This is a genomic window from bacterium (assembly GCA_040755755.1).
GTDB lineage: Bacteria > SZUA-182 > SZUA-182 > DTGQ01 > DTGQ01 > DTGQ01.
Window position 1 is genome coordinate 60,086 of the sequence record JBFLZW010000042.1, and the last position, 25,464, is coordinate 85,549.

Genomic DNA, 25,464 nt, shown 5'->3' on the forward strand with positions numbered 1-25,464 from the left:
GGTATGTCTTTATCGAAATCATACCACCGGATCGATTTTTTCTTTCTTGCCGTGGTAGTGCTTTTTATTCCCGTCACCAGTAGTTGTATTTCCTCCCTGCGACCGAAAAGTAAGGTCATCGCACGTATCGATAATTTTCTCATCACCGGCGATGATCTCATGGAGGAACTGCGGCGGTTCCATCTCCGGATGATGCGCTCCGGGCAGGCCACTAATCTTGATATTTCCGGTTTTCTCAATGAGCTGATCGACCGCAGGCTTATCATCCAGGAAGCGCAGCGAATGGGGCTTGACCGCGATCCCGGTTTCAGGAGGGCATTGGCTGACGAAAAGGAGCGCATCTGCCTTGAATTGCTCCGCAGGGAAAAGATCGAAAAGCCTGCCGGATCACTGACCCAGGAGGATATCGATTCATACTTCCAGGCCACTGGCCAGCCTTCACCCCGATTGTCCAACCTGAGCCGCATTGAAGCGCATAAGGTGAAGATGTGGAAGGAGGAAAAGCACAGTCAGGCTTATGTGCAGGAATTGAGGCAGCGGGCAAAAATCGAGATTTTCGAATCGAGGATGGCTGATCCGACAGCCCTGCGGAAGAGTTCGGATCCGGTTGCCCTCGTCAATGGAGAGGATATCCGTGGTCAGGACCTCTTCGAGGGAATAACGGCCAGGGATGACGCCGGGCCTTCGGCCACGGGGACCCGAAAGGAGCTTGACCGTCTGATCGGCTATTGGCTGCTGCGGCAGGAGGCCAACCGGCTGGGATATCCGGCCAGAAAAGAAGTAAAAGACCATATGCGGCGGTATGAGGAGGATCTTCTCTACCGGACCTTGTGTCAAAAAGTGATCGCCTCGAAGGTGCAGGTTGAGCGTGAAGAGATAGAACGCTACTACCAGGACAACCGCTCCAATTTTACGACTGATACGATGGTTTCTCTTGACGAGATCAGGGTCAGGGATCCGAATTCAGCCCGGGAAATTCATCGTGAATTGCTCCAGGGAGCTGACTTTGCCTTTCTGGCCAGCCAGAGGGCCTCGGAGTTGCCGGGTGGCCAGCCCGACAGCGGAAAGTGGGTATCGGTTCAAAAGATGCGGCCAGAGTTAAAGCTCCTGGTATCGGACCTGAAAGAAGGGGAGATAAGCGCCCCCGTACGATTGGGCGAAGAGTATTCCATTTTCAGGGTAAAGGGGAAAAAGGGCGGAGAACAGATCCCCCTGGAAAAAGCCAGGGTATGGATCGAACAGGAGATAGGCGGGATGAAAGCCCGCTCGGTGACTCAGGAACTGGTCCAGCGCCTGCGGGCGGATTCCAAAGTCGTTATTGATGAGCGTAACCTGCGCGAATTGACCTCAGCATATCAACCTTGACAACCTTCTTTAAAATCTGTTAATCCTTATGGTAAGGATCAAATTATTAAATAATCTCAAATTTGTTTGAGCCCCACTGGTTAGGCAAGAAATCCGTACTTTGAGAGCGGTCAATCAATGATTCTACGGTTAGATAATAGTAATTTTTTTACTGAGCCGATGTTTCAGTTCTTAAAACAATGTTACAAATTTGTAAATCAAGAATGGCAGCATGCTGTTCGTGAACAATTGCCTGACCAAGGCTTTGAGTTACGCTTCCGTGAAAGTTGTGTGAAACATCTTTCAGATTGGAATATCTCTCAAGGGCACGAAATGTGCCTCGGATGCGGGCTTGACACTGCGTCTGGTGTATTACATGAAGTTGATATTGTTGCACAGCATCCAGATTTAACAGCCATTCTTGAGATAAAAAACCGCCAGACCTTTCCGCCTGATAAAAACGATGTAATCATCTTTTTTGCAAAGATTTTCGATTACTTGGCTCTTAATCCAACTCTTTTGTTAAAAGAAATATGTCCTGCATTTATGTCTAACACTCACTTTGAGGAGAGTGCATTAGCTGCCTGTTTAGGATTAGGAATTCATCCAATTGGACCTGATTTGCGGCCTCTGCCGATTCTTTTTGATAACGCAGGGAGGATGGAAGTCGAGCGGCAAAAAGGTACTGTATTGCCTTCGGATGTGCTTGACCAGTTTGAAGATTTTTGTGCTCAACTCAACCGCTTTTGCTCTATTCTCAGTGAGACGTGGTTGAGTAGTCGATGTGGTTACCAGTCAGAGGACCGGATTGTGCTCAGAGCTGCAGGATATCTGCATACACGAGAATTAAGTCAGGAATTTAGGCAGCTTAATAATGATTGCTCACGATTGGTAGGTGAGTTTAAAAAGGCAAAACATGGGGCTGCTGTATGAAAATTACAAGCTACAATATAACCGATGTTAGTTATCATTATATAGGACTTCGGGTATTAGCGGGCCTATCCTCAACAGCGCGCAGAGAGGAACAAACAAGTGCTATCTCACGCAATGTTCTGAAATATGTCAGTGATAAGGCCCTGCGTCTGATGTTGCCGGAGCCAAAGGGAACTTTTGAGACAATTGGAGAAAAAGTCTGCCAGGAATTGGTACATTTTCAGTTTGCCCGATCTATCAAGGGATCCTACCAACTGACTGATACTGGTAAGCACGTTCTCTCCTTGTTGAATGAGGGTAACTACGTTGAATTACGCCGTACGATGGTGACGGCTCATCTCCAAGTGTATGATAATCTGCGATCTATTGTACAAAAGTATCTTGATATAGGGTGCATCTGGTTGCCAATTGTCGAAGCCGGGCATCTTAGCATGGATGGTTATATCCAGTGGTTGCTTGAACCAACATTTAACGGTGAAGCTTCTACTCTTGCATCTGCTGTTTTGAAAAATATTCAGGGTAAAAGTCCCAAAAAAGTGGAAGATGCTTTAAGAGAAATCATTTTGCGCAAGGTTTTCTCTGATATATCAATTAGCGTACCACTTTTCCATGCCCTTTGTGACCGTTTGGTCAGCCTGCGGCTATTGAATGTAATGCGAGCCAATATCCAAGGTAGAGAGTTTGCCAAGAGTTATTCACCCTGTGTAGCCGCTTCACCGCCGCATGAGTGGTATATACCATTGAACGTTTCACTTGCTTCTGGTGGGACTTTCATGCTCTATTTTTGCGAGCCAAACATGGCAGATAAAGCTACTCAGGCCGAATTGGTAAGCGCACTGGACAAGGCGTTTTCTGAATTGCCTTCAAAGGCGGGATATTACGATTTACCCGAAGTGCGCGATTTTGTATGTGCGCATCTGAGAATCCCTGATGCAGCTTTTGATGAAGGAATCAATTATCTGCTTGACCAGAAGCCATCGGTTTTGACTGTTGGTTTGCACTATGAAGGCATCTCTGGCCGCCGTAAACCACTTTCACGGAGCCGTGAGACAAGCCAGCTCTACAATCTTGTAAGGAGAGTATAATGGTAGTACTTCCTAAAAGGAGTATTGGTGTTAGCAAGTCACTTTATTCACCACTTGGGCTTAAGGATCTGCCATTTCCAACTGAGCCTGTAGTCGATCCTTATAACAATGATCCCCGCCGAAATGGTGCTATCTATGCAGAGTCGCCTGTAAAGCGCGAAATTGAAAAATTTGAGCAATTGCTCATCCGTCCTAATGATTTTCCCAATCGTGTTCGTTTGTCGTATCTTTGGTCAAAGGGAGATAGAGAGAGCGGACGTGGTATGGGTAAGACTGCACTGCTACGCTATTTCAGGCAAAGGATAAATAGGGATTGGGGACAAACTGAATTTAACGGGCAATTTTCGGCTGTCGTTGTTTATGTTGCATTTCCATCTCAGGTAGACAGGCGGTATATGGAGCAGTTGGCATGGTCTGCCCTAGTCGATATTTGTAAGAACGGTGTACTCAACGACTCACGAGCAGTTCTTCGGCTTGAAGCACTGACACCAGAACAAGGGGATTTGGTACTGCAATGTCCAGATGGCAGCCATAATCCAGATAATTTGCTCGATGACTCTATCTTGCAAGCTCATGGCATAGAAATTACCGCTTTAGATAAAAGGGTCGCAGAACGGTTAACAAGTGAAGGCGTTCAGCCACAAGTTTCCCTGTCACTGGCACAAGGACAATTTAGAGAATACCTTTGCTCCCTCCGCAAGGATGGCAATCTAGAACCCTTTTATATTCCCAGGCATACCAAAAACCTGGACTATTCGCGTACACTGCTTTTTAACGATATAGTGCATTACCTACGAGCTGCTGGATTTGCAGGAGGGTATTTATTTATCGATGACATTGAGAACTTAGTTGATCAGATGACGAGAAAAGATCGAATTGAATTTGCCAAAGAATTTTGCCTTTGCACGATGCGACCAGGTTACGCTAACACGGCATATAACTTTTTTTCATGCGTCCTAACTACTCACCAACAGGCTTCCATTGGTCTGGCACAAGCTTGGGGTGAAGCAGGGTTATCTACAATCGCACGCTTGGACCCCAACTCTCCCAACTCAGTAGAATTACCATTACCAAGTGAAGATCAGGCACGTGAAATTATCATCGCTCATTTGGATTACCATAGAACTAATGAGCTTGATAAGGGAACTGTAAAACCTTTTACGGAAGATGGGATAAGTGCTTTGCTCAAAAGGAGTCAACATCCCAGAGACCTTCTTTCAAACGCTGCCAAAGTTATCCTTCATGCAATAGACAAAAAAATTACAGACGTAGACAAGACAGTTGTGAATGAGGCTATGGATAACTCTGCACCACCTTCCATTCCAGATTTTTCTGAAGGTATCGATGGTGCACTTTGATATTGTCCACTTATGTTAAGCGTTAAATCGCCAGAGTCATGATGGACAGTCAAAACAAGAGCCAAAGTAAGAGCTTCTGTGCCAGTATCTTGATACTCTACCTCTGTGGCATCGTGTTTTTATCCTGCCTGCTTTCATCCTGCGTTCAGCCGCAGAGGAAGCGGGGACGGTTTGCCAGCAGCCGGTGTGCGGAATGTCATCAGTCCAAGGTCCAGGGCTATCTGCAAAAAGCCCGGATCCATAAGCCGGTCAGGGATATGGATTGCCATCTGTGCCACGAGCCGCATGGGTATGTCGGGGCCTTGCAGGTGCGGGACGAAGGGGGGGCCAGGCTCTGTTACCGCTGCCATACGAAAATGGCGGCTCAAACCTCGAAAGTCTCTGTGCATCAGCCGGTCCGGAAGGAGAAATGCACGGCCTGTCATGATCCTCATTCTTCGGACAGTCCATCGATGCTCAAACAGGCAGGGCAAAATCTGTGCTTTGGCTGTCATGACAAGACACCTTTTAACCAGCCCAACAGGCACAAGGCCCTGGAGAAAGGCTGCCAGGTATGTCACCCCCCCCACGCTGCACAGCAGCCGAAGCTTCTGACAGGAGAGGAGCAGAAGCTGTGCCTGGAATGCCACTCCCTGGGAAAGGAAAAACTGGCGGCGGCTCATCAGGGGTATCAGGTCAAGGACCGGTGCTGTTCAGAGTGCCATAATCCACACTCCTCAGAGAAGAAATCCCTGCTGCGACGGAAAGTGCATAAGCCGGTTCAGGATCAAACGTGCGCCATTTGTCACCTCCCTGCTGATTCGAAGGAGCCGTTTGCGGTAAAGAAAAAAGCGAGAATCGATGATTTGTGCTATCAGTGCCACAGCCGCGAAAAATACCATACGAGTACAAAAACAATCCATCAGCCGATCCGCGAAGGGAAATGCCTCGACTGCCACAATCCTCATGCTTCGGATCTCACAGGGCTGCTATCCGGGCAGGAATCGCAAGGCTGCTATCAATGTCATCAGGAGGTCCAGAAGGAGGCCGGGCACAAGACAGCTCATAGCCCCCTGAAGAAGGGGGAGTGTATAACCTGCCATGACCCGCACAGCGCAACGGTGAAATGGAGGCAGGGAAAGGAGGCGGACTTTTGTTATCAATGCCATGATAAAGAAAAAAGCATGGTGGGGCAGCAGGAGATCGTTCACGCCCCGGTGCGCACAGGTGAATGTCTGACCTGCCACACAGGTCATGCCTCGGTATCTCCCGGACTGCTCAGGGAGCCGATTCCCAGGCTCTGCTATCGGTGCCACCCTGAGGCGGAAAAGCAATTCACCAGAGTGCATGCTCATACGCCAGTGAAGGAGGGTAACTGCCTGGGCTGCCATAATGCCCATACGGGAAAATATAAGAATCTTTTGCTCCTGCCGTCGGCAGAGCTGTGCTGGAGCTGCCACCTCGCTCTGCGCAAGCAGCTTGAGGATACGGCTCTGCATGTTCCGGTCAAGGGTGGACAGTGCAGGGAATGCCACGATCCCCATGCCAGTGACCATAAGGACATGCTTGCGGCTGATACCGGGCGGATATGCCTGACCGGCACGTGCCATCAGCCGCTGGCCCAGAGCCTTGCCGACAACGGTCAATCCGTGCACAGCCCGGTCATGGACCTTCAATGTCAGTCCTGCCACAGCCCTCATGGGAGCAGGATCTCTCACCAGTTGTTAAGCCAGGCCAAAACCCTGTGCTTTTCCTGCCACAAAGACCAGGAAAAGAACATGCAGGCAGCAGGTGAAAAAGCTCATCCTCCAGTCAGGGAGGGAAATTGCCTCACCTGTCACAGCGGGCACAGGTCAGCATATTCAGCCCTGCTGGCCAGGGGGGTGGATTCAATCTGCTTATCATGTCACAAACAGAGTGAGAAATCGTTCCTGCAAGCTCATGGCAACCGTGAACCCCAAAAGGAGCGTTGTCTCGATTGCCACAATCCTCATTCTTCTGAGGGGCAGGGGCTATTCAGAAAAGTCATCCATGAACCATTTCAAGAAAAAAAGTGCAATGTTTGTCATAAGAATGCTCGATAGAAGAATATTGATCTTCCTGCTCTTCATCTTTCCGATCATCCTCCCGCCGGAATCGTGGGGGGCCACACCTGCGGAGGTAAACTGCCTCCAGTGCCACCGGGATCTGGAAAAAAAGTTTGCTTCCGGAATTGTCCATCAGGCCATCAGGCAGGATAACTGCACTGGCTGCCATAATCCGCACACGGCAAGCTTTCCGCATTTGCTGGTTCGTACGGGAGCTTCGCTCTGCTATCACTGTCATGAGGAGCGGAAAAAGAAATGGCAGGAGATGAAGATGCATGCACCGCTTCAGCAGGAAGGGTGCCTTGGCTGTCATGATGCCCATGTCTCCTTGTATCGCTTTCTGGTGAAAGCGGATGGGCAGGCACTTTGCTTCCGGTGTCATCCGGCTGAGGATTTCCGGAAAAAATATGTGCATCAGCCGGTCAAAGAAGGAAAATGCCGGGCGTGCCATGACTCCCATGCCTCGAAAGAAAATTTTCTCCTCGTTGCTTCGCCCAAAAAAATATGCCTTATCTGTCATGGACAGAAAAACCTGACCGAGCTTCACCAGGGGGTTGACGTTCGCGGCAGCGAATGTACGCTCTGCCACAGCCCGCATGCTTCGGGCAGCAGGGGATTGCTCTATGATTTTAGCCACAAGCCGTATCAGGAGCGGCAGTGCCGTCAATGCCATAAGAATGAGAAAGAAATGCAAAGAACCTTTGTTGCTCAAGGCGCGAATCTATGCTATACTTGCCACCAGAAAGAGAAGGAGCGATTCCAGGGGGCGTCCCGCAGCCATATGGCCAGCGGTGACGATGAGTGTGTATATTGTCATACTCCGCATGTCTCCCTGCGAAAAGATCTGACTCGACGGGATGTCAGGACTCTCTGTTTGAGCTGTCATCCCGGGATGGCAGTCCGGCTGAAGGAGGATGCCGAGAGCTTCAGGCATCCGGAAGTTGTGAAGGGAAACTGCACCAGTTGCCATGATCCCCATTCCTCTTCACAAGCAAAATTTTTTAAGGCAAATTCTCTCGAATTATGCACTAAATGTCATGCCAGGCAAAAGAAGGCCAGCCATCCGACAGGAGAGAAAGCTATCGACCCCAGAGACCGGAAAAGTCCGATCATGTGCGATACCTGCCATGATCCGATGGGGACAAAATTCAAATATTCTTTGCGCCTGGATGGCTCAGAGGCACTGTGCAAGCAATGTCACAAGAGATGAGCAAGGTCATGGACAGGATGACAGCAGGAATGAGGAAAATTTGGGGAATCTGCCTGGTGAGTATGCTTTTATTGTCAGGCTGTGGTGCTCTGCTTGCCGGATCACAGAAGCCCTCCCGGTTCCCGGAAGGCACGCTCCGTCTTGCCGTACAGTTTCAGAGTCCGGGCCATGAGGAAATCTCTTTCATGGTCCGGGACATTCAGGCCACCCGTGCTGACGGCATGGTGTTTTCCCGGCCTGTTGAGCAGGTTTTGCGGGCAGGATCCGAGCCGCGTCAGGTGATATTCGAGGTCAGGCTGCCGACCGGAGCTTACCAGAAAATAGGCCTGTGGTTCGCTGATGCGGCTCTTCACCAGCCCTCGGCTGATATTCCCCTCGATGTTCCCCAGGAATATACTTTTTTGGACCTTCCCGTACTGATACACCCGCAGGGAACTGTCGAGGCGCATATTAACCTCGAGGTAAGGTCTCAAAGCAGGGGCAAGAATGCGGCGACCGGTACCGGAGAAAGGATGCTGTTTTCCGCCAGACTGACCCACGGGAAAAAAACGGCAGCTCTGAAGTCTCTGATGCTGTATGTTACCAACACGGCGGATAATACCGTCTCGGTCCTGGACCGGGTCAATAACTCGCTGGTTTCGGTGATTCAGGTGGGGAAACGTCCGCAGGGAATCGTGGTCAATGAGCGGGGCACCTATGCTTACGTGGCCAATGCAGGCTCCACTACGGTTTCAGTCATCGATACCATGACCAGCGAGGTGGAAGACACTATTGACCTGCCGCTCGCCATTCATCCTTCCGGTATAACCATCACTCCTGATGGCAGGTATGTGTTCACCGCCAACAGGGAGAGCGATAACGTGACCATGATCGACACCGATCTGAAAAAGTCGATCGATACCTTCGGAGTCGGTCATAAGCCGTTTGATCTTGCGGTCAGTCCCTGCGGACAGTGGCTGTATGTCACCAACCAGGGCTCCCGTGACCTTTACATTGTCAGTATTGAAAGCCGCAAACTGGTGGACAGGGTCCCGGTGCAGGCGGAAAGCGGAGGGATAGCGGTGGCAGAGGTCAGCTTTTCGCAGGACCGTCTTTTTATCGCCGATTCCGGATCTTCGGCAGTCCAGGTGTTTGATATTGATCTTGATGCATTACAGAAACAGGAGCGGGGCGGAAAAAGTCAGTTTTCTCCCGGGCATTCGGTGAAAAAATCTTTCCTGCTTCAGGGGGAGTATAGTCCCTCCCGTCTCGTTCTGGATGAAGAGCGGGGGAAGCTGTATGTCGCCAATCGGAAAGATAATTCGGTCAGCAGTTTTTCTGTTGCCTCGAACTCGTTGAATATTCAGGAGAATCGATATCAGGTAGGCCGCAATCCGACAGGGTTGGCTCTTGACAGCGCGCGAAATTACCTTTATGTTGTTAATAGTGCAGAAGACAGCCTTTCAATTATCGATCTGCGTCAGGAACGTGTTGTTGAGTCGATCAGAGTTGGAAGAGAACCGTTTGGAGTGGACTTGATTCGAAAATAATCGAAAATAGTCCGGAACGATGAAGCCACAGGAGAATATCGAGAGGAGAGAAAGGTAAAGTTGAGCAGGACCGGGAAGGGCAGATTTCAGAAGTCAGGGGCTGGGTTGTTCGCAGGCGTGTTTCTCCTCATTTGTGGCTGGACAACCATGCTGTCTGCCGCCCCTGATACGAGCACAAAGAAAAATCCTCATCAGGAGAGTATTCAATCCTTTCAGGAAAGCTGTCGCGGGTGTCATTCCTCCGATCCCCTGAAGATGAGTCAGCAGGCGCTCGATACGGTCAATTTCGAGCGGAGCAAGGAACAATGCAGAACCTGCCATACCATTCCCCGAAGCTGTAATCTGATATCCACGAGGACATCGACCCGAATCCTCAAATCTCAACTCCAGTACCTGGGGCTTCCTCTGGTATCGGAGTCCATCCATTGTGCAAGCTGCCACGTTTTCCATGATCAGAAGGGCCGGAAGGAAGCAAACGATCGTAAGCTCAACGGCCTTTATCCCAACTTCTGGTTCCGCGCCCAGCAGATTGAACCGCACCAGGCAAATGTATTCTGTCAGCTCTGCCATGAAGGGGAACCGGAACCTTCGACCCCTGAGCGGAAAGCTGACCCGAAAATCAGATTCAAGGGAGATCGGGTAGCTGTCTGTACCCAGTGTCACGATGGGAAAAAGGCGCGGGCGGATAACCATCCGGTCCGTGTTGCCCCCACCAAGGAAAAGGGAGTCAATGTCCCTGAGACCTTCCCATTGAGCGATGGAAAGGTGACCTGCATCACCTGCCATCTGATGCCCTGCCTGGGTGGAAAAATTGAAAAGAACCTTTTACGGGGCGGCCCGTATGAAAAAAGGGTCGATATCTGTCTTACCTGCCATATGAAGGAACGCTATCAGGCGGTCAATCCGCACATTCAGGTTGATGAGCAAGGTAAGATAATGAAAAATAAGTGTTTATATTGTCATATTATTTAGGTTGAAGGTGAAGGATGGTTAAAGTTCTCTGCTGGTTGTGGGTTGTGTCCCTGATTTCAGGGATGCCGGGTATCTATTCTGTTCAGGCAGCATCTAGCCGGTCAGTGCATGCTGATCCGCAAAATCTGACCGGCACCAATTGTCTGGATTGCCATATGCAAAAGCCACCCGCTCCCGGCACGGCCAGGGAAGAAATCTGGAGCGGCATTGATCCCCGCTCCAGTCAAAAATGCCTTCGGTGTCATGCCGAAGATGTCCCCCCAAGCTGCAAGCTCAGCTCATCGAAGGAAGTAAGTGCGAGTTTACTTGGTCAGATTCCAAAATTTCCTCTGCCTCTTCTGCAAAATCAGATTGGCTGTCCAAGCTGCCATATCACTCACCTGGTGCCGGAAAAAGAGAAAAACCCCTTCCTGCTGCGGAAGGAGCATCAGGCTTTTCTCAAGATGGCTGAAAGCATCAATCCCCATAAATCGGGCATATTCTGCTTTCAGTGCCATGAGAAAGAGCCCCGTCCGGGGGATAAGGAGCTTCATCTGAAGTCCGGAGGAAATTCCGTCCAGGTGTGCAGGAGTTGTCATGACAACAAACGGGCCAAGGCGGACAATCACCCCGTAGGTATCATTCCATCCAAAGAGCGGGGGGTAAAAGTTCCGGAAAAATTCCCGCTGAAAGAGGGAAAACTTGCCTGTATAACCTGCCATCAGATGCCCTGCCAGGGAAAGACGGAAAGCCTTTTCTTTCTCCGTGGGGGGCCGTATCAGAGGCGGATCGATACCTGCCTGGTCTGCCATGTAAGGGAGCAGTATGAAAAGATCAATCCCCACGACCAGGTTACCGAGGCCGGGGAAATCCGTGAGGACCGGTGCCTGTTTTGTCACGACATCAACAAGGAAAACGCTGCCGGGCTGGCCTTCAAGTTCAAGGCCCCCTTCAAGTTTTACTGTCTCGGCTGTCATCCGATCAGTGTCGAGAAGCACCCGTTCGGCGCACATCACACCGGACGGCAGTTGCATACTATCTGGGAGGACCTCAAACCTTCGGAGAGGATCGAGCTTTCTCAGCAGGAGCGGTTCAAGATGTTTCCCATCAGCATCAGCGGGCAAATCATGTGCACTACCTGTCATAATCCTCACGATGTCCGCAAAGGCCCGAAGCTGCGCATCAACGATGTCAATAAGAGCTGTCGGCAGTGCCATTATAAGAAGTATGGCCAGATAACCCGGACAGATCTGTCTTCATCCGGCCAGTGGGCCCGGAAACAGGATGCCCAGGCTCCTTCTCCTGTCCAGGAGACTCCCACGCAAAATGATCTTGACCCGGACAAGGAGGATAAAGTACCATTTGGATACAGGGCATCTCTCAGCTATTACTGCATCGGCTGTCATGCCAATAAAGAGACGAATCATCCATACGGAATCGTCCATACCGGTAAATTCGTCAAGCGGTTCTGGGCAAACAAGTTGTCGAAGGGTGCGATTAATGCCCCTGTAGGTGCTCAGGGCATTGAGAGCAAAGGCGTTGAGAGCAGTGACAGTCTGGATATCCAGATTTTTCCCTTGACCCTGAGTGGACAAATCGGCTGTTTTACATGCCATGACCCCCATAACGGGGCGAAAGGGCCAAAATTGCGGGTTGAATCGAAAGAAAGGCTGTGCACTCTCTGCCATCCGAATCGGGCTGGAATTATCGAAAAATACCTGAGGGAGAATCCGGGGCAGGAAAGGCAAAAGTAGGGTAAAGGCAAGACAAAAACCGAAAAGGAGCCTATGAGAAGTATGCGGCCAGGTGGAGCGTGCGGGTGCCCGGTTAATTTTTATTTGCCTTTTCTTTGAGACTATGTTATTAAATAACATAAATACCCCCGGCTTACAGAATAGTATCCCATATCTGCGAATAAGAGCTTCGTTGAAGCTCAAACATAGTGTCGCCTTTTTATGCTATTTTAAATCCATAACTCATCAAAACAATAGGAGTCCGTCCCCATGGCAGATAAAAGAGTTCCTCAGTTCGCTTTCCTGCTTATAGTCCTATGTTTCATGATCTTCGTTTGCCTCTCCTGGAGCCCCCGATCTGCACGGGCAGCAGATCAGGAGAACTGCATGCTGTGCCACCGATATTCCGGCCTTGGATGCTTCGACAAGGAAACGGGAGCTAAAAGGATATTCTACGTGAGCGAGGGGCTCTACCGGAATACCGTTCATACCGGCGTTCTGTGCAGTCACTGCCACATGGATGTTACCGAGGTTCCCCATAAGCCGGCCAAAAAAGTTAACTGCGGGACTCAGTGTCATGTCAAGGATCCTTCCACCAACAAAGATTTTTCCCACAAGATCGTGGTCGATGAGTTTAAAAAGAGTGTCCACGGCAAGTCACCTCTCTTCACTTTTGAGGATGGGCAGCCGCGATGTAAATACTGTCATACCAACCCTCTGTATTCACCCCTGAAAGGAATCATGGCCCAGAAACCGGGGTGTGAATCCGAAGCCCTGGCCAGATGCGTGGCCTGCCACGAAAAAAGCCCCTGGGCCAGCAGGTTCTTGAAACATTTCGCTTCCCGGACCGCTCCGCGATGGGATAAAAAACAGATCGTCGATCTTTGCAATAACTGCCATGCGGATAAAAAGCTGATGCAGGGTTTTGGGCTTGAAAGCACGGAAAACTTCAAACAGTCCTTCCATTGGCGAAACGTGAAATACGAAGCTGAAAACGGCGCTGACTGCATAACTTGTCATGGCCCGCAGAAACTGGGCTTCTCAGCTCATGCGATTTTGGCGGTGGATGATCCGAAGTCCGCGCTTTTCATCGATAATCGCACCAAAACCTGCGGCCAGGAAGGGTGTCATACAGGAGCCAACAAATTTTTCGCATCGGGTGCGGTTCACGCTACCGGCGTAAAGACAGCCCTGCTGGAAAAGCAATTGCGGGATGAGGGAGAAGATTTGACGCCGGAGGCGAAGAAGAAGCTGCGGGCTAAAATTGATGATACCAGTATGACCAAGCTGCAAATAACTATCATCTGGGGTATCAAGACCTTCTACAAGATAATGATCGTTTTGGTTGGTGGTTTTATGTTCATCCATCAGCTGCTGGACTTGAGAATAACTTTGAAAGAGAGAAGAGAAGGGAGGCATCATTAACATGGCGAAGAAATGGGGCAGAAGAGCTGAAGATCAGGAATACTTTCCGCGCCTTTTGCGGGCGGAAGTTTGGCAGCATAATATTGTCTGGATCTGTTTTGTTCTCCTGGTAGCTACCGGAATGATGTCGTTGATACCGACTGACTGGGTAACGGCCATGTTTGGCAGATATACCGGCCCGGTATATTATTACCGCCATGTCGCTCATCTTATCCTGGCCGCCCTTTTAATTTTCGGCTCTGTCTGGCATCTTGCCTACGGAGCATTCACCAAGCCGGGAAGACAGATGCTGCTCGATATGATTCCCAACCTGACGGATGCGATCCAGATGAAGCAGAACATCCAATACATGCTCGGCATGACCGATGAAAAGCCGAAATTCGACCGTTTCGATTACCGGGAAAAGATGGAGTATATCTTTGGGCTGATCGGTACAACGGTCATCTGTGTCACCGGTGTGGTAATGACCTTTGAACAGTTATTTCCCAGGTTTCTGGTCGATGTCTGCGGTACCGTCCATCTGTGCGAAGCTACCCTGGCCAGTATCACCATTTCGATCTGGCATTTTTACGGGGTACACTGGAAACCGGGTAAATTCCCCCAGGACACCTCATGGATCGATGGGCTGGTAAGCATGGAGCATTTAAAACATGAACATCCTCTCCAGTGGGAGCGGGTGATGAAGGAGCGACAAATGGCCAAGGAAGGATTGAAAGGTGCCTCCTCAGCAGCTACCTCATGGGGTGGGCAGCACGATCATCATCATAACAACACGTTGGAAGCGGAGGAGGAATAAGCAATGGGGCTCAAAGGTCGAGGAAATGTGGCGAAGGCCATCAGCGGTATATCGGCAATATTCCTGGTAATATCCCTGCTCATGATGATAAAGGTGTTCTTTTTCCCCAAAAAAGGGGTCCAGCATGGTGCCCCGGTTGTCGAATTTGAGAAGGTAAAACCGGCAACCGCCCCTCAGGAGGCTCCTGAAATCAAGCTCGCCAATAAGGATGTCTTTTCCAATATTCTCAAAACAAAGACTTATTCTCAAATGGAGCATTTTCATAATATCGATAATACCCTGGATATCAAAAAGCGGGTCCCAACGCTCTGCCTGATCTGTCATGGAAATTATCCTCATAGTAAAAACAAGGAAGTGCGGGCGCTGTACAATATGCATACCTATTTTTGCGCCTGTGAAACCTGTCACCTCCGCTCTCAGAAAGTTGTCTTCACCTGGTTTGACAACTATACCGGCGAGCAGATTCCGGAGATCAAGGAGCGGGTTCCCGATGGGGCCTATGCTGGAAATTATGGAGCCAGAATTGTACCCTGCCTGCTGGATAAAATTGGAAAACACCGAAGGCTCGATCAGCCGATTTCCGAGGAGTATGCAAAAGAGTATTTAAAACTCTGGGCCCAGTATACCTACGATCAGCAATCTCAGGCCAAGGCCGAAGCACATAAAGGACTGGCTCAGGAGCCTGTTACCTGTACGGAGTGTCACCGGAGGAGAAATCCCTATCTGGACTTCAAGGCGCTCGGATATCCTCAGCATCTGTGTGACGAGTTCACCGGAACGGAAGTTGCCGGGATGGTGGCTAAATATAAATCTCTGAAGCTGCCCACCATGTTTCGACCGGAAAATATCATCGAGGGTAAGGAAAATTTGAAGGAAGGCAAGATTCCTCTTCCGGTGGAAAGTCAAGAGGGCGGCTTTGTGGATGAGAGCGGCGCTGTTGGCGAGAGTGGTGTGAAGGAATGAGCGCTGCTTTCCGGCGGAGGATAACTGGCAGGAGGGGGGCAGTGATGGGACTGCTCTGCCTGGCTCCAGCTTTTTTTCTGTGGACAGGAGGCGGCAGGTCGGCATGTGCCCTGGAAATTATCACCGCCAGGCACCTGTTCGATATCCAGAAAAATGCTGTCTCTCCTCCTCTTGACCAGCCAAGTGCCGTAGCTGTTGATCCGCAAAACAGGATTTGGGTTCTGGACGGAGTCAATGGCCGTCTGGTGGGGTTCTCATATAGTGGAAAGTACCTGACCCAGTTTGGGAAAAAAGGAAGCGGGCGCGGGGAATTCAAATCCCCGCTGGGCCTGATGATCGATCCCCAGGGCCGCATCTATGTAGCTGATTCCAAAAATCACCGGATTCAGGTATTTGATGATGGCGGGAATCCGCTCTCGGAAGTTTTTCTTTCCCCCGATAAATACGGATCTTTGGCTGATCCTACCGATATTGCCTGGGATGAGGGAAGGAAGCAGTTTGTGATTGTCGACAACGATAATCACCGGCTTCTTATCTATAACCAGGAGTTTAAGCTGGCGGGTGAAGTCGGTGGGGTCGGCTATGAAAACGGGAAATTCCGCTACCCCTATACCGTGTGTCTGGATAAATCGGGAAATATGTATGTCACGGATGTCATTAACACCAGAGTACAGGTCCATTCTTCCAAGGGAGAATACATCCGCAGCATCGGTGAATGGGGTATTGAAAAGGGTCAGTTCTTCCGGCCCCAGTCGATTTGCATGGATCGGAAGGGAAGGGTCTTTGTCGGTGAAAACTATGTCAAGATCGGTTTGATTCAGGTTTTTGATCAGCAGGGGAATTTCCTTGGCGTAATCGGAGATTCCTCAAAGAATGAAATTCGTTTTCAGGTGCCAGCGGATATCTTTATTGATCAGCAGGACCGGTTGTATGTCGTTCAGATGTATACCAGTACGATCAGCGTTTATTCACTTGATAAATAAAGAAATTTTGCCAATGTTCCAATACCTGTCAGCACGGGCTCGTGGATCGCTTCTATCATCCCCTGGCCTGATAATTATCGGTTTTCTCCTTCTCCAGATAGGTTTTGCCGCAAAAGCCTCTGGGCAGATGGTTCCCAACTCCGCCAAGGAGTGCGCTATCTGTCATTTTCGCTGGATGGACCAGTTTTATTTCGAAGGCCGAGGCACTGACCTGGTCGAGTATCAGAAGGAGCGGGATGCGGCCGATGAGATGATGTGCTATAGCTGCCATAACGGCATCCTGGTCGACTCGCGGGAGCGGTTCTGGGCCAGGAGAGGGCACCGGGTGAACATGGTGCCTTCGGACAGGGTTTCCATCCCGCCGGAGATGCCTCTTGATGAAAAAAGGCAGGTTGTCTGCGGCACCTGCCATACGGCTCATGGGGTAGCCGATGAGCTGCGGTATCAGCAAACGATCTATCTCCGGTTCCCAAACCGGAATTCCGAGATCTGCATCAAATGTCACATCGATAAAATCGGCGGACCGAAGGAAGGGAATCATCCGATCGATGTCAATTCATTGCCGATACCGGCCAGAATCCTGGAGAATTATGGACGGGCTGGGGTAAAAAAGGATGCGGTGATCTGTGAGACCTGTCATACCGTGCATGGAAGTACGGATAAAAACCTCCTGGTCATTCCCAGCAAAGCGGATGGCGAGTATAATGCTCTTTTGTGTGAGTCCTGCCATACCAACAACCCCAGTATGAAGGGGAAAGGGGTTGGGATGGGCACTCACCCGGTCGATATCACTTCTCAACTGAAGATGCCGAAAAAATGGAGCGGAGGATCACCCCTTATCACAGGAGGGGAAAATCAAATAATCTGCCTGACCTGTCATTCCCCCCATAAGGCAGCGAAGGAGACTTCGATTCTGGCCAAAGGTGCGAAATCGCCGATCTGCATCGAATGCCATAAGCAAGAAAACCTGGTGGCCAGGACCGAGCATGACCTTACCTTATCCGCTCCGGCAGAGCTGAGCTCGGAAAGCAAAGCAGGCATGCAGACAGGAATCTGCGGCTCCTGTCATTGGCCGCACAATGCCCAGGAGTTTCGCCTCTGGTCACGGCCCGTATCCGGCCTCAAAGGTGATCCCGGCTCGAAAATGTGCGCAAGCTGCCACAACGAGAAAGCCTGCGGCCAGAAGAAACTGGTTGGAACCTATAGCCATCCTGTCATGCGGGATATTGCCAAAGTGAAAGGAAAGGCCGATTTTCCCACCTATGACGAGCAGGGCAAGCCTTGTGCTCAGGGAGTGCAGGGCAAAATCCTGTGCACAACCTGCCACAATCCCCATCAGTGGGACCCCCGGAAGAAAGAGTGCGGTCCGGGAGAAATGGTCGAGGGCGGGCAGGAGACCAGCTTCCTTCGCATGGCGAATGATAATAATTCCTCTTTTTGTCTGGCCTGTCACCAGACCCAGAAATCGGTAGTCGAGACCGAGCATGACCTTCGCATTACCGCCAAAGATGAAGTGAACTCGCTGGGGCAAAAATGCTCGGAATCCGGGCCATGCAGCTCCTGCCATGCAGTGCACAGAGCTCAGGGTAATAAGCTCTGGGCCCGGCTGCTCCCCCAGGCCCAGGATCCGGTCAGCGCATATTGCGAAAGCTGCCACCGGGAGAAACTCTGTGCGGAGAAAAAACTGACCGGTACTTATACCCATCCGGTTACGGTCGATATCAAGCTGGCTGACGATAAAACCACTCTCCCCCTCTTTGACAAGACGGGCTATGCATCGGCTCAGGGCCGTCTTGTCTCCTGCGCCACCTGCCACAATGTTCATCAGTGGAATCCCGCACAAAGCGACAAAGGACCGGGGAAGAACCTCGAAGGAGATGGCAAGGACAGTTTTCTCCGGATTGCGAACGACAGTGAATCCACGCTCTGCCTGGACTGCCATAAGAAACAGCAATATGTGGCCAAAACCGATCACGATATGCGGTTTATGGCAGCCAAGGAAAAAAATCAGGCCGGAGATCTGCCCCGCAAATCCGGCGTCTGCGGTGCCTGCCACCTGGCCCACAATGGGACATCGATCCTGATGTTTGCCAAGGCACCCGATGGTCAGGGCGATCTTGCCAATCAACTGTGCATCACCTGCCATAAAGAGAAGGGGTGTGGAGAGAAGAAGATAATTACTGCTCATACTCACCCCATGAATAAAGGGATTCAGGATGCCGACGGCCAGACCATGCTTCCCCTGTATGCACCCGATGGTTCCAGGCAGCCGACGGGAAAGGTTGCCTGCGCCTCCTGCCATGCCGTTCACCAGTGGTCGCCGTCGGAACAGGCGGTTGGAACCGGGGAAAACAGGGAGGGCACAGCACAGAACAGCTTCCTTCGGCTGCCCATGCTGCCTGAGCCTGCCCTGTGCGCGGATTGCCACCAGAAAGAGTGCCGGGTAGCGAACACCGATCATGATCTTCGGCTGGTAGCCGAGGGAGAGAAGAATGTGCATAATCAGACAGTCGGTGAATCGGGAATCTGCTCGGCCTGTCACCTGGTTCATAATGCGCCCCTCAGCAATCTGTGGGCCAGGGAGCTTCCCCTTATAGCCGGCAGTCTGACCAGCCAGGAATGCGTCAGTTGCCACAGCCAGGGGAAAGTAGGCGAGAAAAAGGTGATCGTCGATTTCTCTCATCCCGTGGATATCCGTCCGGCAGACAAAGAGATCACCACCAGCCTGCCGCTCTATACTCCTGCCGGAGCGGTTGAAAAATCAGCCAATGGCCTTTTGACCTGCACAAGCTGCCATAATCCCCACCTCTGGGCACCTGAGGTGGTGCCAGGCTCCGAACGACACAGCGAGCCTCCTGCAAAAGCGAAAACACCCGGCAAGGCAAAGGCAGCCCAGGTGAAGAATCAGGAAGGGGATATCCATACCAGTTTTCTCAGGCTGGACGAACAGCCGAAAGAGAATCTGTGTACGGATTGCCATAAGGATAAAAAGTACACCTGCCAGAGTGAGCACGATCTGAGCCTCTTTGCCAGACAGGAAACCAATATCCAGGGCCATACCGTAGCCCAATCCGGCGTATGCTCCGCCTGTCACCTGGTGCATAACGGTCCATTCAAGTCCCTGCTCTGGGCAAAACAGTTGCCGCCGGAGAAGGATTTCATGCTGGGTACCTGCCTGTCCTGCCATGACAAGGGAAAATGTGCAGCGGAAAAAGGCGTTTTCATCGGCCTCCATCCCAGCTCTTTTGTCTATACCGGGAAGATAACCCAGTTCCGCCGGATGGGAGAGACGGATTATAAAACGTATTTTCCTCTCTACGATAAGCAGGGCAAGAAATCCCCGGTGGGTTTTGTAACCTGCACCACCTGCCATACCGCCCACCAGTGGGACCCTGAATCCAGGGAATATCCCTATTCGGGAAAGAACATCGAAGGGGACCCCCGGAACAGCTTCCTGCGCAACAGCGGTTCGGACTTTTCCATCTGCCTGGATTGCCACGGATTTGAAGCCATGCTCAAGTACAAGAACTATCATGTTCCTTCCGAGTGGCATCAAAAATACTGGCGACCGGGACAGGATGTGAAACCGACAGACAATACCAACACGATCGAGAGGAAACCTGTACCGTAAGGCATATTCCCTTTTCAAGAGAATGGTAGGTACAGAAAAAAATACAAAGGACACCACAGAGCTCTGTGGTGTCCTTTGTATTTCCCCTTGTTTTTGGTCTTTCCTGAACAGGATATAAAAGATAAATGCTCATTATGGGATAAATGGCACATATCCGATAGGATGGAATGATGATCTCCCGCAGAGACGCGGGGGCGCAGAGAACGAAAATGATATCCTCTGCGTCTCAGCGTCTCTGCGGGAGAAATACCAATAAATGACAGCACTGCTGTGTTATCTTTCCCATAAGAGCGAAGATAATTTCTGAGCAAACAACCATGAAGAATCCTTTTCCTTTAGCCGTGGTATTCATGCTCATCATATTCAGCGGCATGAGCTGGGCGCAGGCACCTGCTTCGCAGGTACCCATCTCCCTGTCTGAGGCGATCAATCGTGCAGTACAAGCACACCCGGAAATATCGATAGCCGAAAAAGACCGGAAAAAGTCCCTCGCTGCCCTTAAAAAGGCCCGGTCTTCACGGTTTCCGGAAGTGGATTTTGTCGTTGAGAATCGCTATACCAGGACTATCGAGAAATTCGAGCCGGTCAAGATACATCTGACTTTCGAGAACGGGATTGACCAGGTCTTTTCCCCCACCAAGGATGTTCCCGAATACCAGAGTGAAATATCGGTTCAGGCCAGGGAGCTGCTCTTTACCGGCGGGCGTATTACTTCTCAGATTAATGCGGCCAGGGCCGGGATCAGGACTACTGAACAGGAAAAAATCACTGCCCGGCGGAAGGTGATACTGGCAACTATCAGGGCCTATTGGGAATTGAAACGGGCACAGGAGATATTCCTCGTCGATTCCGAGAAAGTCGAACATGCGGAGGATATCCTGAAATCAGCCGAGAGCCGGTATGCACAAGGGGCCATCACAGGGCTTGAGAAAGAGAAAGCAGCGGTGGATTTCATCAATCATCAGGGTGATCTTGTGCAGTCTCAGACAGCGAGAAAAATTGCTGAAGATAGCCTATGGCTGGAGATGGGCCTCCTGAAAGTCGAAAAACCCGGAGGATCACTCTATGCGCAGGATGAGCCATCCTTTTATCCGGTGACTTATACTCATGAGGAGCTTGAACAGGGCATCCGTACAGCCCTTTCCCTTCGTCCGGAGATGCAATCCATCACCGCGAGTATTGAAGCCAAAGAAGCGGAAGTAGGAGTAGCCAGGGCAGGCTATTACCCGCAGGTTGACCTGTTCGGACGGTATAGCTGGATCGGATATGGCAGAGAGGATGCAGGTGAGGCATTTGAAGACCTTGCCCGGAATTACTGGATGGTAGGGGTGAACCTCACCCTCAATCTTTTTGAGGGATTTGCGACCGAGAGCAGGATCGAGGAGGGGAAAGCGGTACTGGCGGGTTCTTTGCTTGAACAGGAGAAAATGCGCCAGTCCATAATTCATCAGGTGCGGGAAGCATATAATTCCTTGATTGGCGCTGGAGAAAGAGTTACCATATTCCAGAAGAATGTTGCTTTGGCCGGGGTGAACCTGGATACAGCCAAGAAGCGGTTTGCTCTGGGCGCAGCCACCATTCATGAAGTTGCAGAGTATAATGTCAGTATGGCTGAGACGAGAAAAAAATATATCAATGCCCTCATGGATTATGAGTTGGCCAGGGCCGAGCTGAAATGGGCCAGGGGGGAGGCGCTGCCGTGAAGAAACTAATCTTTTTTATCACCCTGGCAGCTATAGTTGTGGCAGGCACCATCCTGGTCATAGGTAAGACCTCCAATTTACCCACTATTGAGATCGTCAAGGTAGAGCGGAAGGATATCAGCGACTATATCAAGGCTACCGGCAGAGTTGAGGCCGTAGTCGAAAAGGTTATCCGGGCGGAGGAAGAGGGGAAAATCCTACAGTTAGTCAAGGAGGAAGGCGATACGGTCAAGACCGGCGAAGAACTGGTGCGTTTTGATTTAGCCGATATCGACGATGCCGTGGCCAGGGCCAGGCTTGAGATCGAGCAGGTGCAGATTGCCATGCGCCTCGTGAGGATGAAACTCGATGCTTCGGAGCGTACCTATGAGGACCCTGCGGAGCGTGAATCCTATTTGAAGGACCGCGAGGATGGATACCGGCAGGCAGCCCTGAGTAAGGAGGCTGCTGAGCGGGAGGTGAACATTGCCCGCGAGCTGTATGCAATACAGGCTGAATCTCTCCTCGATCTCAAGACCAAGGAAGACCGTTTGAAAAAGGCAACCATCGACCTTCAGCAGGCTGAGCGTGAGCTTGAGGAAGCACGGAAGTATTCTGCCGACAAGGAACAGTCGGGCATTAATCTGTCTGCCCTCAAGACAGAGTATGAGAAGGCAGCCAATCAGAAGAAATTGGCTGAGGTCAACTTGAGAGAGCTTCTCCGAAAACGGGAGCGGCTTTCTCCCATTGCTCCTTTCAACGGACGGGTAACGATGTGCGATTTGAAAGAGGGAATGATCGTCACCACAGGACAGCCCCTTATGACCATTGCCGATACCGGACATCTGCGGGTGCGCGCTGAGATCGATGAATTGGACGCGGGACGCCTGAAGGAGGCACAGGAGGCGGTGATCACCTTTGGTGCCTTCTCCGACCGTACCTTTCCCGGCAGAGTGAGCCGGGTTTCACCGCAGGCCCGGATCAAGGGCGAGCGGACCGTTGTCGAGACCATTATCCTGCTGGCTGAGGGTACAGAGCTGCTGAAAATTGCCAATCAGGTGGATATTAAAATCATCCGGGAGAAAAAGCGCAATGTTCCGGTTCTTCCTCTTGCCGCCATACAGCGGGAAACACCGCCTTTTGTCTGGCTCCACCACGGCGGTATCGCCAGAAAGATGGAAGTGGGCCTGGGGCTGTCCGATGTGGACTCCATCGAGATCGTTCAAGGGCTGAAGGAGGGCGACGAGGTGATTATCTCAAGCAGCAGGCCCCTCCGGGATGGGGAAAAGGTAAGAGCGCAAGAGTGACCAGTGGTCAGTGGTCAGTGGTGAGTGGTCGGTGGTCAGAGGAAACATCATGATATGCTTGGAGGACATCAGTCGGACTTATGCCATGAAATCAGGGCTGGTGTATGCCCTCAGCAGGGTCAGCCTCTCGATTGAGCGAGGTGAATTTGTGGCGGTGATGGGGCCGTCCGGTTCCGGCAAGTCCACGTTGATGAATATTATCGGCTGCCTCGACCGGCCTACGTCGGGCCGGTATTATCTCGAAGATGTCGATGTTTCTCAATTGAGCGACAATGACCTTGCCGCAGTCAGAAACCGGAAAATCGGCTTTGTCTTCCAGAATTATAACCTGCTGCCCAGGATGACTATTCTGAAAAACGTCGAGCTGGCACTGATGTATGCAGGGCATCCGCGAGGTGCCAGGCGGGAGGCGACTGCCAGAGCGGCGCTTGAGGCCGTAGGTCTGGCCCAGAGGGTGATTCACAGGCCATACGAGCTATCGGGAGGCCAGCAGCAGCGGGCAGCCATCGCCAGGGCACTGGCTACGGATCCTGCGCTGCTGCTTGCTGATGAGCCCACCGGCAGCCTTGATTCAGCCACGGGAGAGGAGATAATGCATATCTTTTGTGAGCTGAACAGGAAAGGAAAGACCATTCTCCTCGTTACCCACGAGCAGGCCATGACCAGGTATGTGCACCGCATCGTCCGGTTGAAGGACGGCTGTATCAACCGGGAGGCCGGCAGGTAGTCGCTTCATCAGTTCGAGAGATATGGTTTGAGGTACCGCTTCTATCGGAAGGAGTAATCTTTATGAATTCAAGAGTTGATTCCACAAGAGGCAATACAAAGCAAGATCCTCTTTCTCAGAGGAAAAAGGGTAATGCTTGCTGGATAGTGACTTGGCTATGCTGTATGAAGTGCCTACAAAAAGGTTCAATGAGCAGGTAAAAAGGAACATCAAAAGGTTTCTGGAAGAGTTCATGTTCCAGCTTACAAAAGAAGAGCTTGAAAGTTTGAGGTCGCAAATTGCGACCTCAAAAAGAGGTGGTCGGAGATACTTACCTTATGCTTTTACTGAGCATGCACGAGTTCTGGGGGTCAGCCCTTGAAATTTGACATCCTTTATTTGTCAAATTTCAAGGGCTGACCCCAATGGGCCCCTATGCATGGTAGTCTCCCAATCAAACGCTCACCGCAAAGCCTGGGGGCAGGCATTGAATTATACGATTGGGAAATAAATCCATAATTCAAGGCACGAACCCCGGACTTTGCGTGGAAAGATGAACTCTTCGCCGGCAGGGGTGCATTACCATAATTGCAAAAAATATGGGTTTCCCTGCATATTTATCTACAAATATTTTCCCACCAAAATCACCTGCCCCAACTGAATAAACATAATTTCCACCGAAAAGATGCACGTCATCTTTATGAACATAGCTATTATCAATAAGAGGTTTTCCATCAGGCCCTATTAAGCCCTCATCAGGGGCAAGAAGGTCTTTTTCACGGAGCTCTTTTTCTAAAATTAGGATAACTTCTTCCAAGCTGAGCTCTTTTTCCACTGGATAGATAAACTTATCGATTCTCTTTAAATCAAATGACCGATAATCCAGTCTAACGATGGTTATTTTTACTTCTTCTCCTATTTCAGGAATGGATGATACTATAACTACCCATTCAGCGGTAGTAGGATCAAACGATCCTACAGTATATGGTTGCATAAGGATTACTATTGAATAAGCTTTTCCTGAAGTGACAAACCCTACTTCTTCAAGCCCCTTAACACTCTCCCAAATAGTTGGGGCATATAGTTTGAGTTCCTCTCTGATACGGTTATCTATAGTGTGATCTTCATAATACAGGTAAATATTCCCTTCAGGAGTGGACTGTGCCATTAAGCACCGAAAATTCAAGCCGATAACTGCGGCTACGACTATTACTTCTGTAACCAAAGCTATCAAAAATCTTTTACTATGCATGGTAGTCTCCCAATCAAGTGCACACGATTCCGAAAGTGCAAGGCACATGGAAAGATGATGCCTCCCTTCGGCGTTCCAATTCACTCTATTTTTCATGAGCAGGGATTTGACCGCATATAGCGCAGAAAAATGCACTGAGCATCCTCCGGGGTAATTCTGCCATCCCTATGGACATCAGAGCACTCAAGACAAGGGCCGGTTCCAAGATAGCATTTGAAAGCAAGCAGAGCATCCCTGGGAGTAATAAAGCCATCCCCGTTAACATCTCCTTTAATGCACCTCATACGGAAGAATCCTCCTGTTTTGGAAAAATGAGCTATATCACTCCCCAAGTTCTCCAATTTAAAAAGATAAACGGCACTTTCCTGTTCACTTTTGAGTTTTGATTGTGATAATCTAAAATTCCCCCATTTTAGGGGTTTGTGACAATGCAAAATTCCCCCACCCCTGACTGAAGTTTCCGGTATTATATGGGCAGAAAAAAACTAAAGACCATGATACCGGAGGCAG

20 protein-coding genes are annotated in these 25,464 nt (G+C 50.5%); 18 read left to right on the forward strand and 2 right to left on the reverse strand.

Annotated features, from left to right (window positions below; genetic code table 11):
- Window positions 1–3 precede the first annotated feature (3 nt).
- From AB1611_13705 to AB1611_13790, 18 genes are all read left to right on the forward strand, one after another.
- Window positions 4–1,365: a peptidyl-prolyl cis-trans isomerase gene (locus tag AB1611_13705; GenBank protein MEW6380645.1), complete on the forward strand. Its 1,362-nt coding sequence runs from the start codon at window positions 4–6 to the stop codon at window positions 1,363–1,365.
- 159 nt (window positions 1,366–1,524) lie between these two features.
- A complete protein-coding gene (locus tag AB1611_13710; protein MEW6380646.1) occupies window positions 1,525–2,277 on the forward strand; it encodes a hypothetical protein in 753 nt (250 codons plus the stop codon).
- The gene (locus tag AB1611_13715; GenBank protein MEW6380647.1) at window positions 2,274–3,362 is read left to right on the forward strand and encodes a hypothetical protein; all 1,089 of its coding nucleotides are present in this window, start codon (window positions 2,274–2,276) and stop codon (window positions 3,360–3,362) included. The genes AB1611_13710 and AB1611_13715 overlap by 4 nt, the downstream gene beginning before the upstream one ends.
- The gene (locus AB1611_13720) at window positions 3,362–4,720 is read left to right on the forward strand and encodes a hypothetical protein (GenBank protein ID MEW6380648.1); all 1,359 of its coding nucleotides are present in this window, start codon (window positions 3,362–3,364) and stop codon (window positions 4,718–4,720) included. Before AB1611_13715 ends, AB1611_13720 begins: the two co-directional genes overlap by 1 nt.
- Window positions 4,721–4,758: 38 nt before the next feature.
- Window positions 4,759–6,783, forward strand: a complete 2,025-nt coding sequence (locus AB1611_13725) for a cytochrome c3 family protein (GenBank protein ID MEW6380649.1) — start codon at window positions 4,759–4,761, stop codon at window positions 6,781–6,783.
- Entirely contained in the window at window positions 6,758–7,996 is a 1,239-nt protein-coding gene (locus tag AB1611_13730) for a cytochrome c3 family protein (protein MEW6380650.1), read from the forward strand. Before AB1611_13725 ends, AB1611_13730 begins: the two co-directional genes overlap by 26 nt.
- A 29-nt stretch (window positions 7,997–8,025) precedes the next feature.
- Window positions 8,026–9,525 (forward strand): YncE family protein, encoded by a 1,500-nt coding sequence (locus tag AB1611_13735; GenBank protein MEW6380651.1) that lies wholly within the window; start codon window positions 8,026–8,028, stop codon window positions 9,523–9,525.
- A gap of 60 nt (window positions 9,526–9,585) precedes the next feature.
- Window positions 9,586–10,497: a hypothetical protein gene (locus tag AB1611_13740; protein ID MEW6380652.1), complete on the forward strand. Its 912-nt coding sequence runs from the start codon at window positions 9,586–9,588 to the stop codon at window positions 10,495–10,497.
- Between the two features lie 14 nt (window positions 10,498–10,511).
- Window positions 10,512–12,230 carry a cytochrome c3 family protein gene (locus AB1611_13745; protein ID MEW6380653.1) on the forward strand — a complete coding sequence of 573 codons (1,719 nt, stop codon included), beginning with the start codon at window positions 10,512–10,514 and terminating at the stop codon, window positions 12,228–12,230.
- 366 nt (window positions 12,231–12,596) lie between these two features.
- Window positions 12,597–13,634 (forward strand): hypothetical protein, encoded by a 1,038-nt coding sequence (locus AB1611_13750; protein MEW6380654.1) that lies wholly within the window; start codon window positions 12,597–12,599, stop codon window positions 13,632–13,634.
- 1 nt (window position 13,635) lies between these two features.
- Window positions 13,636–14,430 (forward strand): cytochrome b/b6 domain-containing protein, encoded by a 795-nt coding sequence (locus AB1611_13755; protein ID MEW6380655.1) that lies wholly within the window; start codon window positions 13,636–13,638, stop codon window positions 14,428–14,430.
- 3 nt (window positions 14,431–14,433) lie between these two features.
- Window positions 14,434–15,393 (forward strand): hypothetical protein, encoded by a 960-nt coding sequence (locus tag AB1611_13760; GenBank protein MEW6380656.1) that lies wholly within the window; start codon window positions 14,434–14,436, stop codon window positions 15,391–15,393.
- A gap of 44 nt (window positions 15,394–15,437) precedes the next feature.
- The gene (locus AB1611_13765; protein MEW6380657.1) at window positions 15,438–16,376 is read left to right on the forward strand and encodes an NHL repeat-containing protein; all 939 of its coding nucleotides are present in this window, start codon (window positions 15,438–15,440) and stop codon (window positions 16,374–16,376) included.
- A 13-nt stretch (window positions 16,377–16,389) separates the two neighbouring features.
- Window positions 16,390–20,007, forward strand: a complete 3,618-nt coding sequence (locus AB1611_13770) for a cytochrome c3 family protein (protein MEW6380658.1) — start codon at window positions 16,390–16,392, stop codon at window positions 20,005–20,007.
- A gap of 317 nt (window positions 20,008–20,324) precedes the next feature.
- On the forward strand, window positions 20,325–21,710 hold the full coding sequence (locus tag AB1611_13775; protein MEW6380659.1) for a TolC family protein: 1,386 nt from the start codon (window positions 20,325–20,327) through the stop codon (window positions 21,708–21,710).
- Window positions 21,707–22,996 (forward strand): efflux RND transporter periplasmic adaptor subunit, encoded by a 1,290-nt coding sequence (locus AB1611_13780; GenBank protein ID MEW6380660.1) that lies wholly within the window; start codon window positions 21,707–21,709, stop codon window positions 22,994–22,996. The genes AB1611_13775 and AB1611_13780 overlap by 4 nt, the downstream gene beginning before the upstream one ends.
- Window positions 22,997–23,045: 49 nt before the next feature.
- Window positions 23,046–23,723, forward strand: a complete 678-nt coding sequence (locus AB1611_13785) for an ABC transporter ATP-binding protein (protein ID MEW6380661.1) — start codon at window positions 23,046–23,048, stop codon at window positions 23,721–23,723.
- 157 nt (window positions 23,724–23,880) lie between these two features.
- Complete coding sequence (locus AB1611_13790; protein MEW6380662.1) at window positions 23,881–24,084, forward strand: ORF6N domain-containing protein; 204 nt, start codon at window positions 23,881–23,883, stop codon at window positions 24,082–24,084.
- Between the two features lie 138 nt (window positions 24,085–24,222).
- On the opposite strand, the gene AB1611_13795 is transcribed toward AB1611_13790, so the two are convergent.
- Both AB1611_13795 and AB1611_13800 read right to left on the reverse strand, forming a co-directional pair.
- The gene (locus AB1611_13795) at window positions 24,223–24,954 is read right to left on the reverse strand and encodes a hypothetical protein (protein ID MEW6380663.1); all 732 of its coding nucleotides are present in this window, start codon (window positions 24,952–24,954) and stop codon (window positions 24,223–24,225) included.
- Between the two features lie 92 nt (window positions 24,955–25,046).
- Entirely contained in the window at window positions 25,047–25,238 is a 192-nt protein-coding gene (locus AB1611_13800) for a dockerin type I domain-containing protein (protein MEW6380664.1), read from the reverse strand.
- Window positions 25,239–25,464: the final 226 nt, after the last annotated feature.

Bases quoted from the DNA above. Each gene is read 5' to 3' on its own strand.
- AB1611_13705 (MEW6380645.1), top strand. From the start codon at position 4: ATGTCTTTATCGAAATCATACCACCGGATCGATTTTTTCTTTCTTGCC.
- AB1611_13710 (MEW6380646.1), top strand. From the start codon at position 1,525: ATGTTTCAGTTCTTAAAACAATGTTACAAATTTGTAAATCAAGAATGG.
- AB1611_13715 (MEW6380647.1), top strand. From the start codon at position 2,274: ATGAAAATTACAAGCTACAATATAACCGATGTTAGTTATCATTATATA.
- AB1611_13720 (MEW6380648.1), top strand. From the start codon at position 3,362: ATGGTAGTACTTCCTAAAAGGAGTATTGGTGTTAGCAAGTCACTTTAT.
- AB1611_13725 (MEW6380649.1), top strand. From the start codon at position 4,759: ATGATGGACAGTCAAAACAAGAGCCAAAGTAAGAGCTTCTGTGCCAGT.
- AB1611_13730 (MEW6380650.1), top strand. From the start codon at position 6,758: ATGTTTGTCATAAGAATGCTCGATAGAAGAATATTGATCTTCCTGCTC.
- AB1611_13735 (MEW6380651.1), top strand. From the start codon at position 8,026: ATGAGGAAAATTTGGGGAATCTGCCTGGTGAGTATGCTTTTATTGTCA.
- AB1611_13745 (MEW6380653.1), top strand. From the start codon at position 10,512: ATGGTTAAAGTTCTCTGCTGGTTGTGGGTTGTGTCCCTGATTTCAGGG.
- AB1611_13750 (MEW6380654.1), top strand. From the start codon at position 12,597: ATGCTGTGCCACCGATATTCCGGCCTTGGATGCTTCGACAAGGAAACG.
- AB1611_13755 (MEW6380655.1), top strand. From the start codon at position 13,636: ATGGCGAAGAAATGGGGCAGAAGAGCTGAAGATCAGGAATACTTTCCG.
- AB1611_13760 (MEW6380656.1), top strand. From the start codon at position 14,434: ATGGGGCTCAAAGGTCGAGGAAATGTGGCGAAGGCCATCAGCGGTATA.
- AB1611_13765 (MEW6380657.1), top strand. From the start codon at position 15,438: ATGGGACTGCTCTGCCTGGCTCCAGCTTTTTTTCTGTGGACAGGAGGC.
- AB1611_13770 (MEW6380658.1), top strand. From the start codon at position 16,390: ATGTTCCAATACCTGTCAGCACGGGCTCGTGGATCGCTTCTATCATCC.
- AB1611_13775 (MEW6380659.1), top strand. From the start codon at position 20,325: ATGAAGAATCCTTTTCCTTTAGCCGTGGTATTCATGCTCATCATATTC.
- AB1611_13785 (MEW6380661.1), top strand. From the start codon at position 23,046: ATGATATGCTTGGAGGACATCAGTCGGACTTATGCCATGAAATCAGGG.
- AB1611_13790 (MEW6380662.1), top strand. From the start codon at position 23,881: ATGCTGTATGAAGTGCCTACAAAAAGGTTCAATGAGCAGGTAAAAAGG.
- AB1611_13795 (MEW6380663.1), bottom strand. From the start codon at position 24,954: ATGCATAGTAAAAGATTTTTGATAGCTTTGGTTACAGAAGTAATAGTC.
- AB1611_13800 (MEW6380664.1), bottom strand. From the start codon at position 25,238: ATGAGGTGCATTAAAGGAGATGTTAACGGGGATGGCTTTATTACTCCC.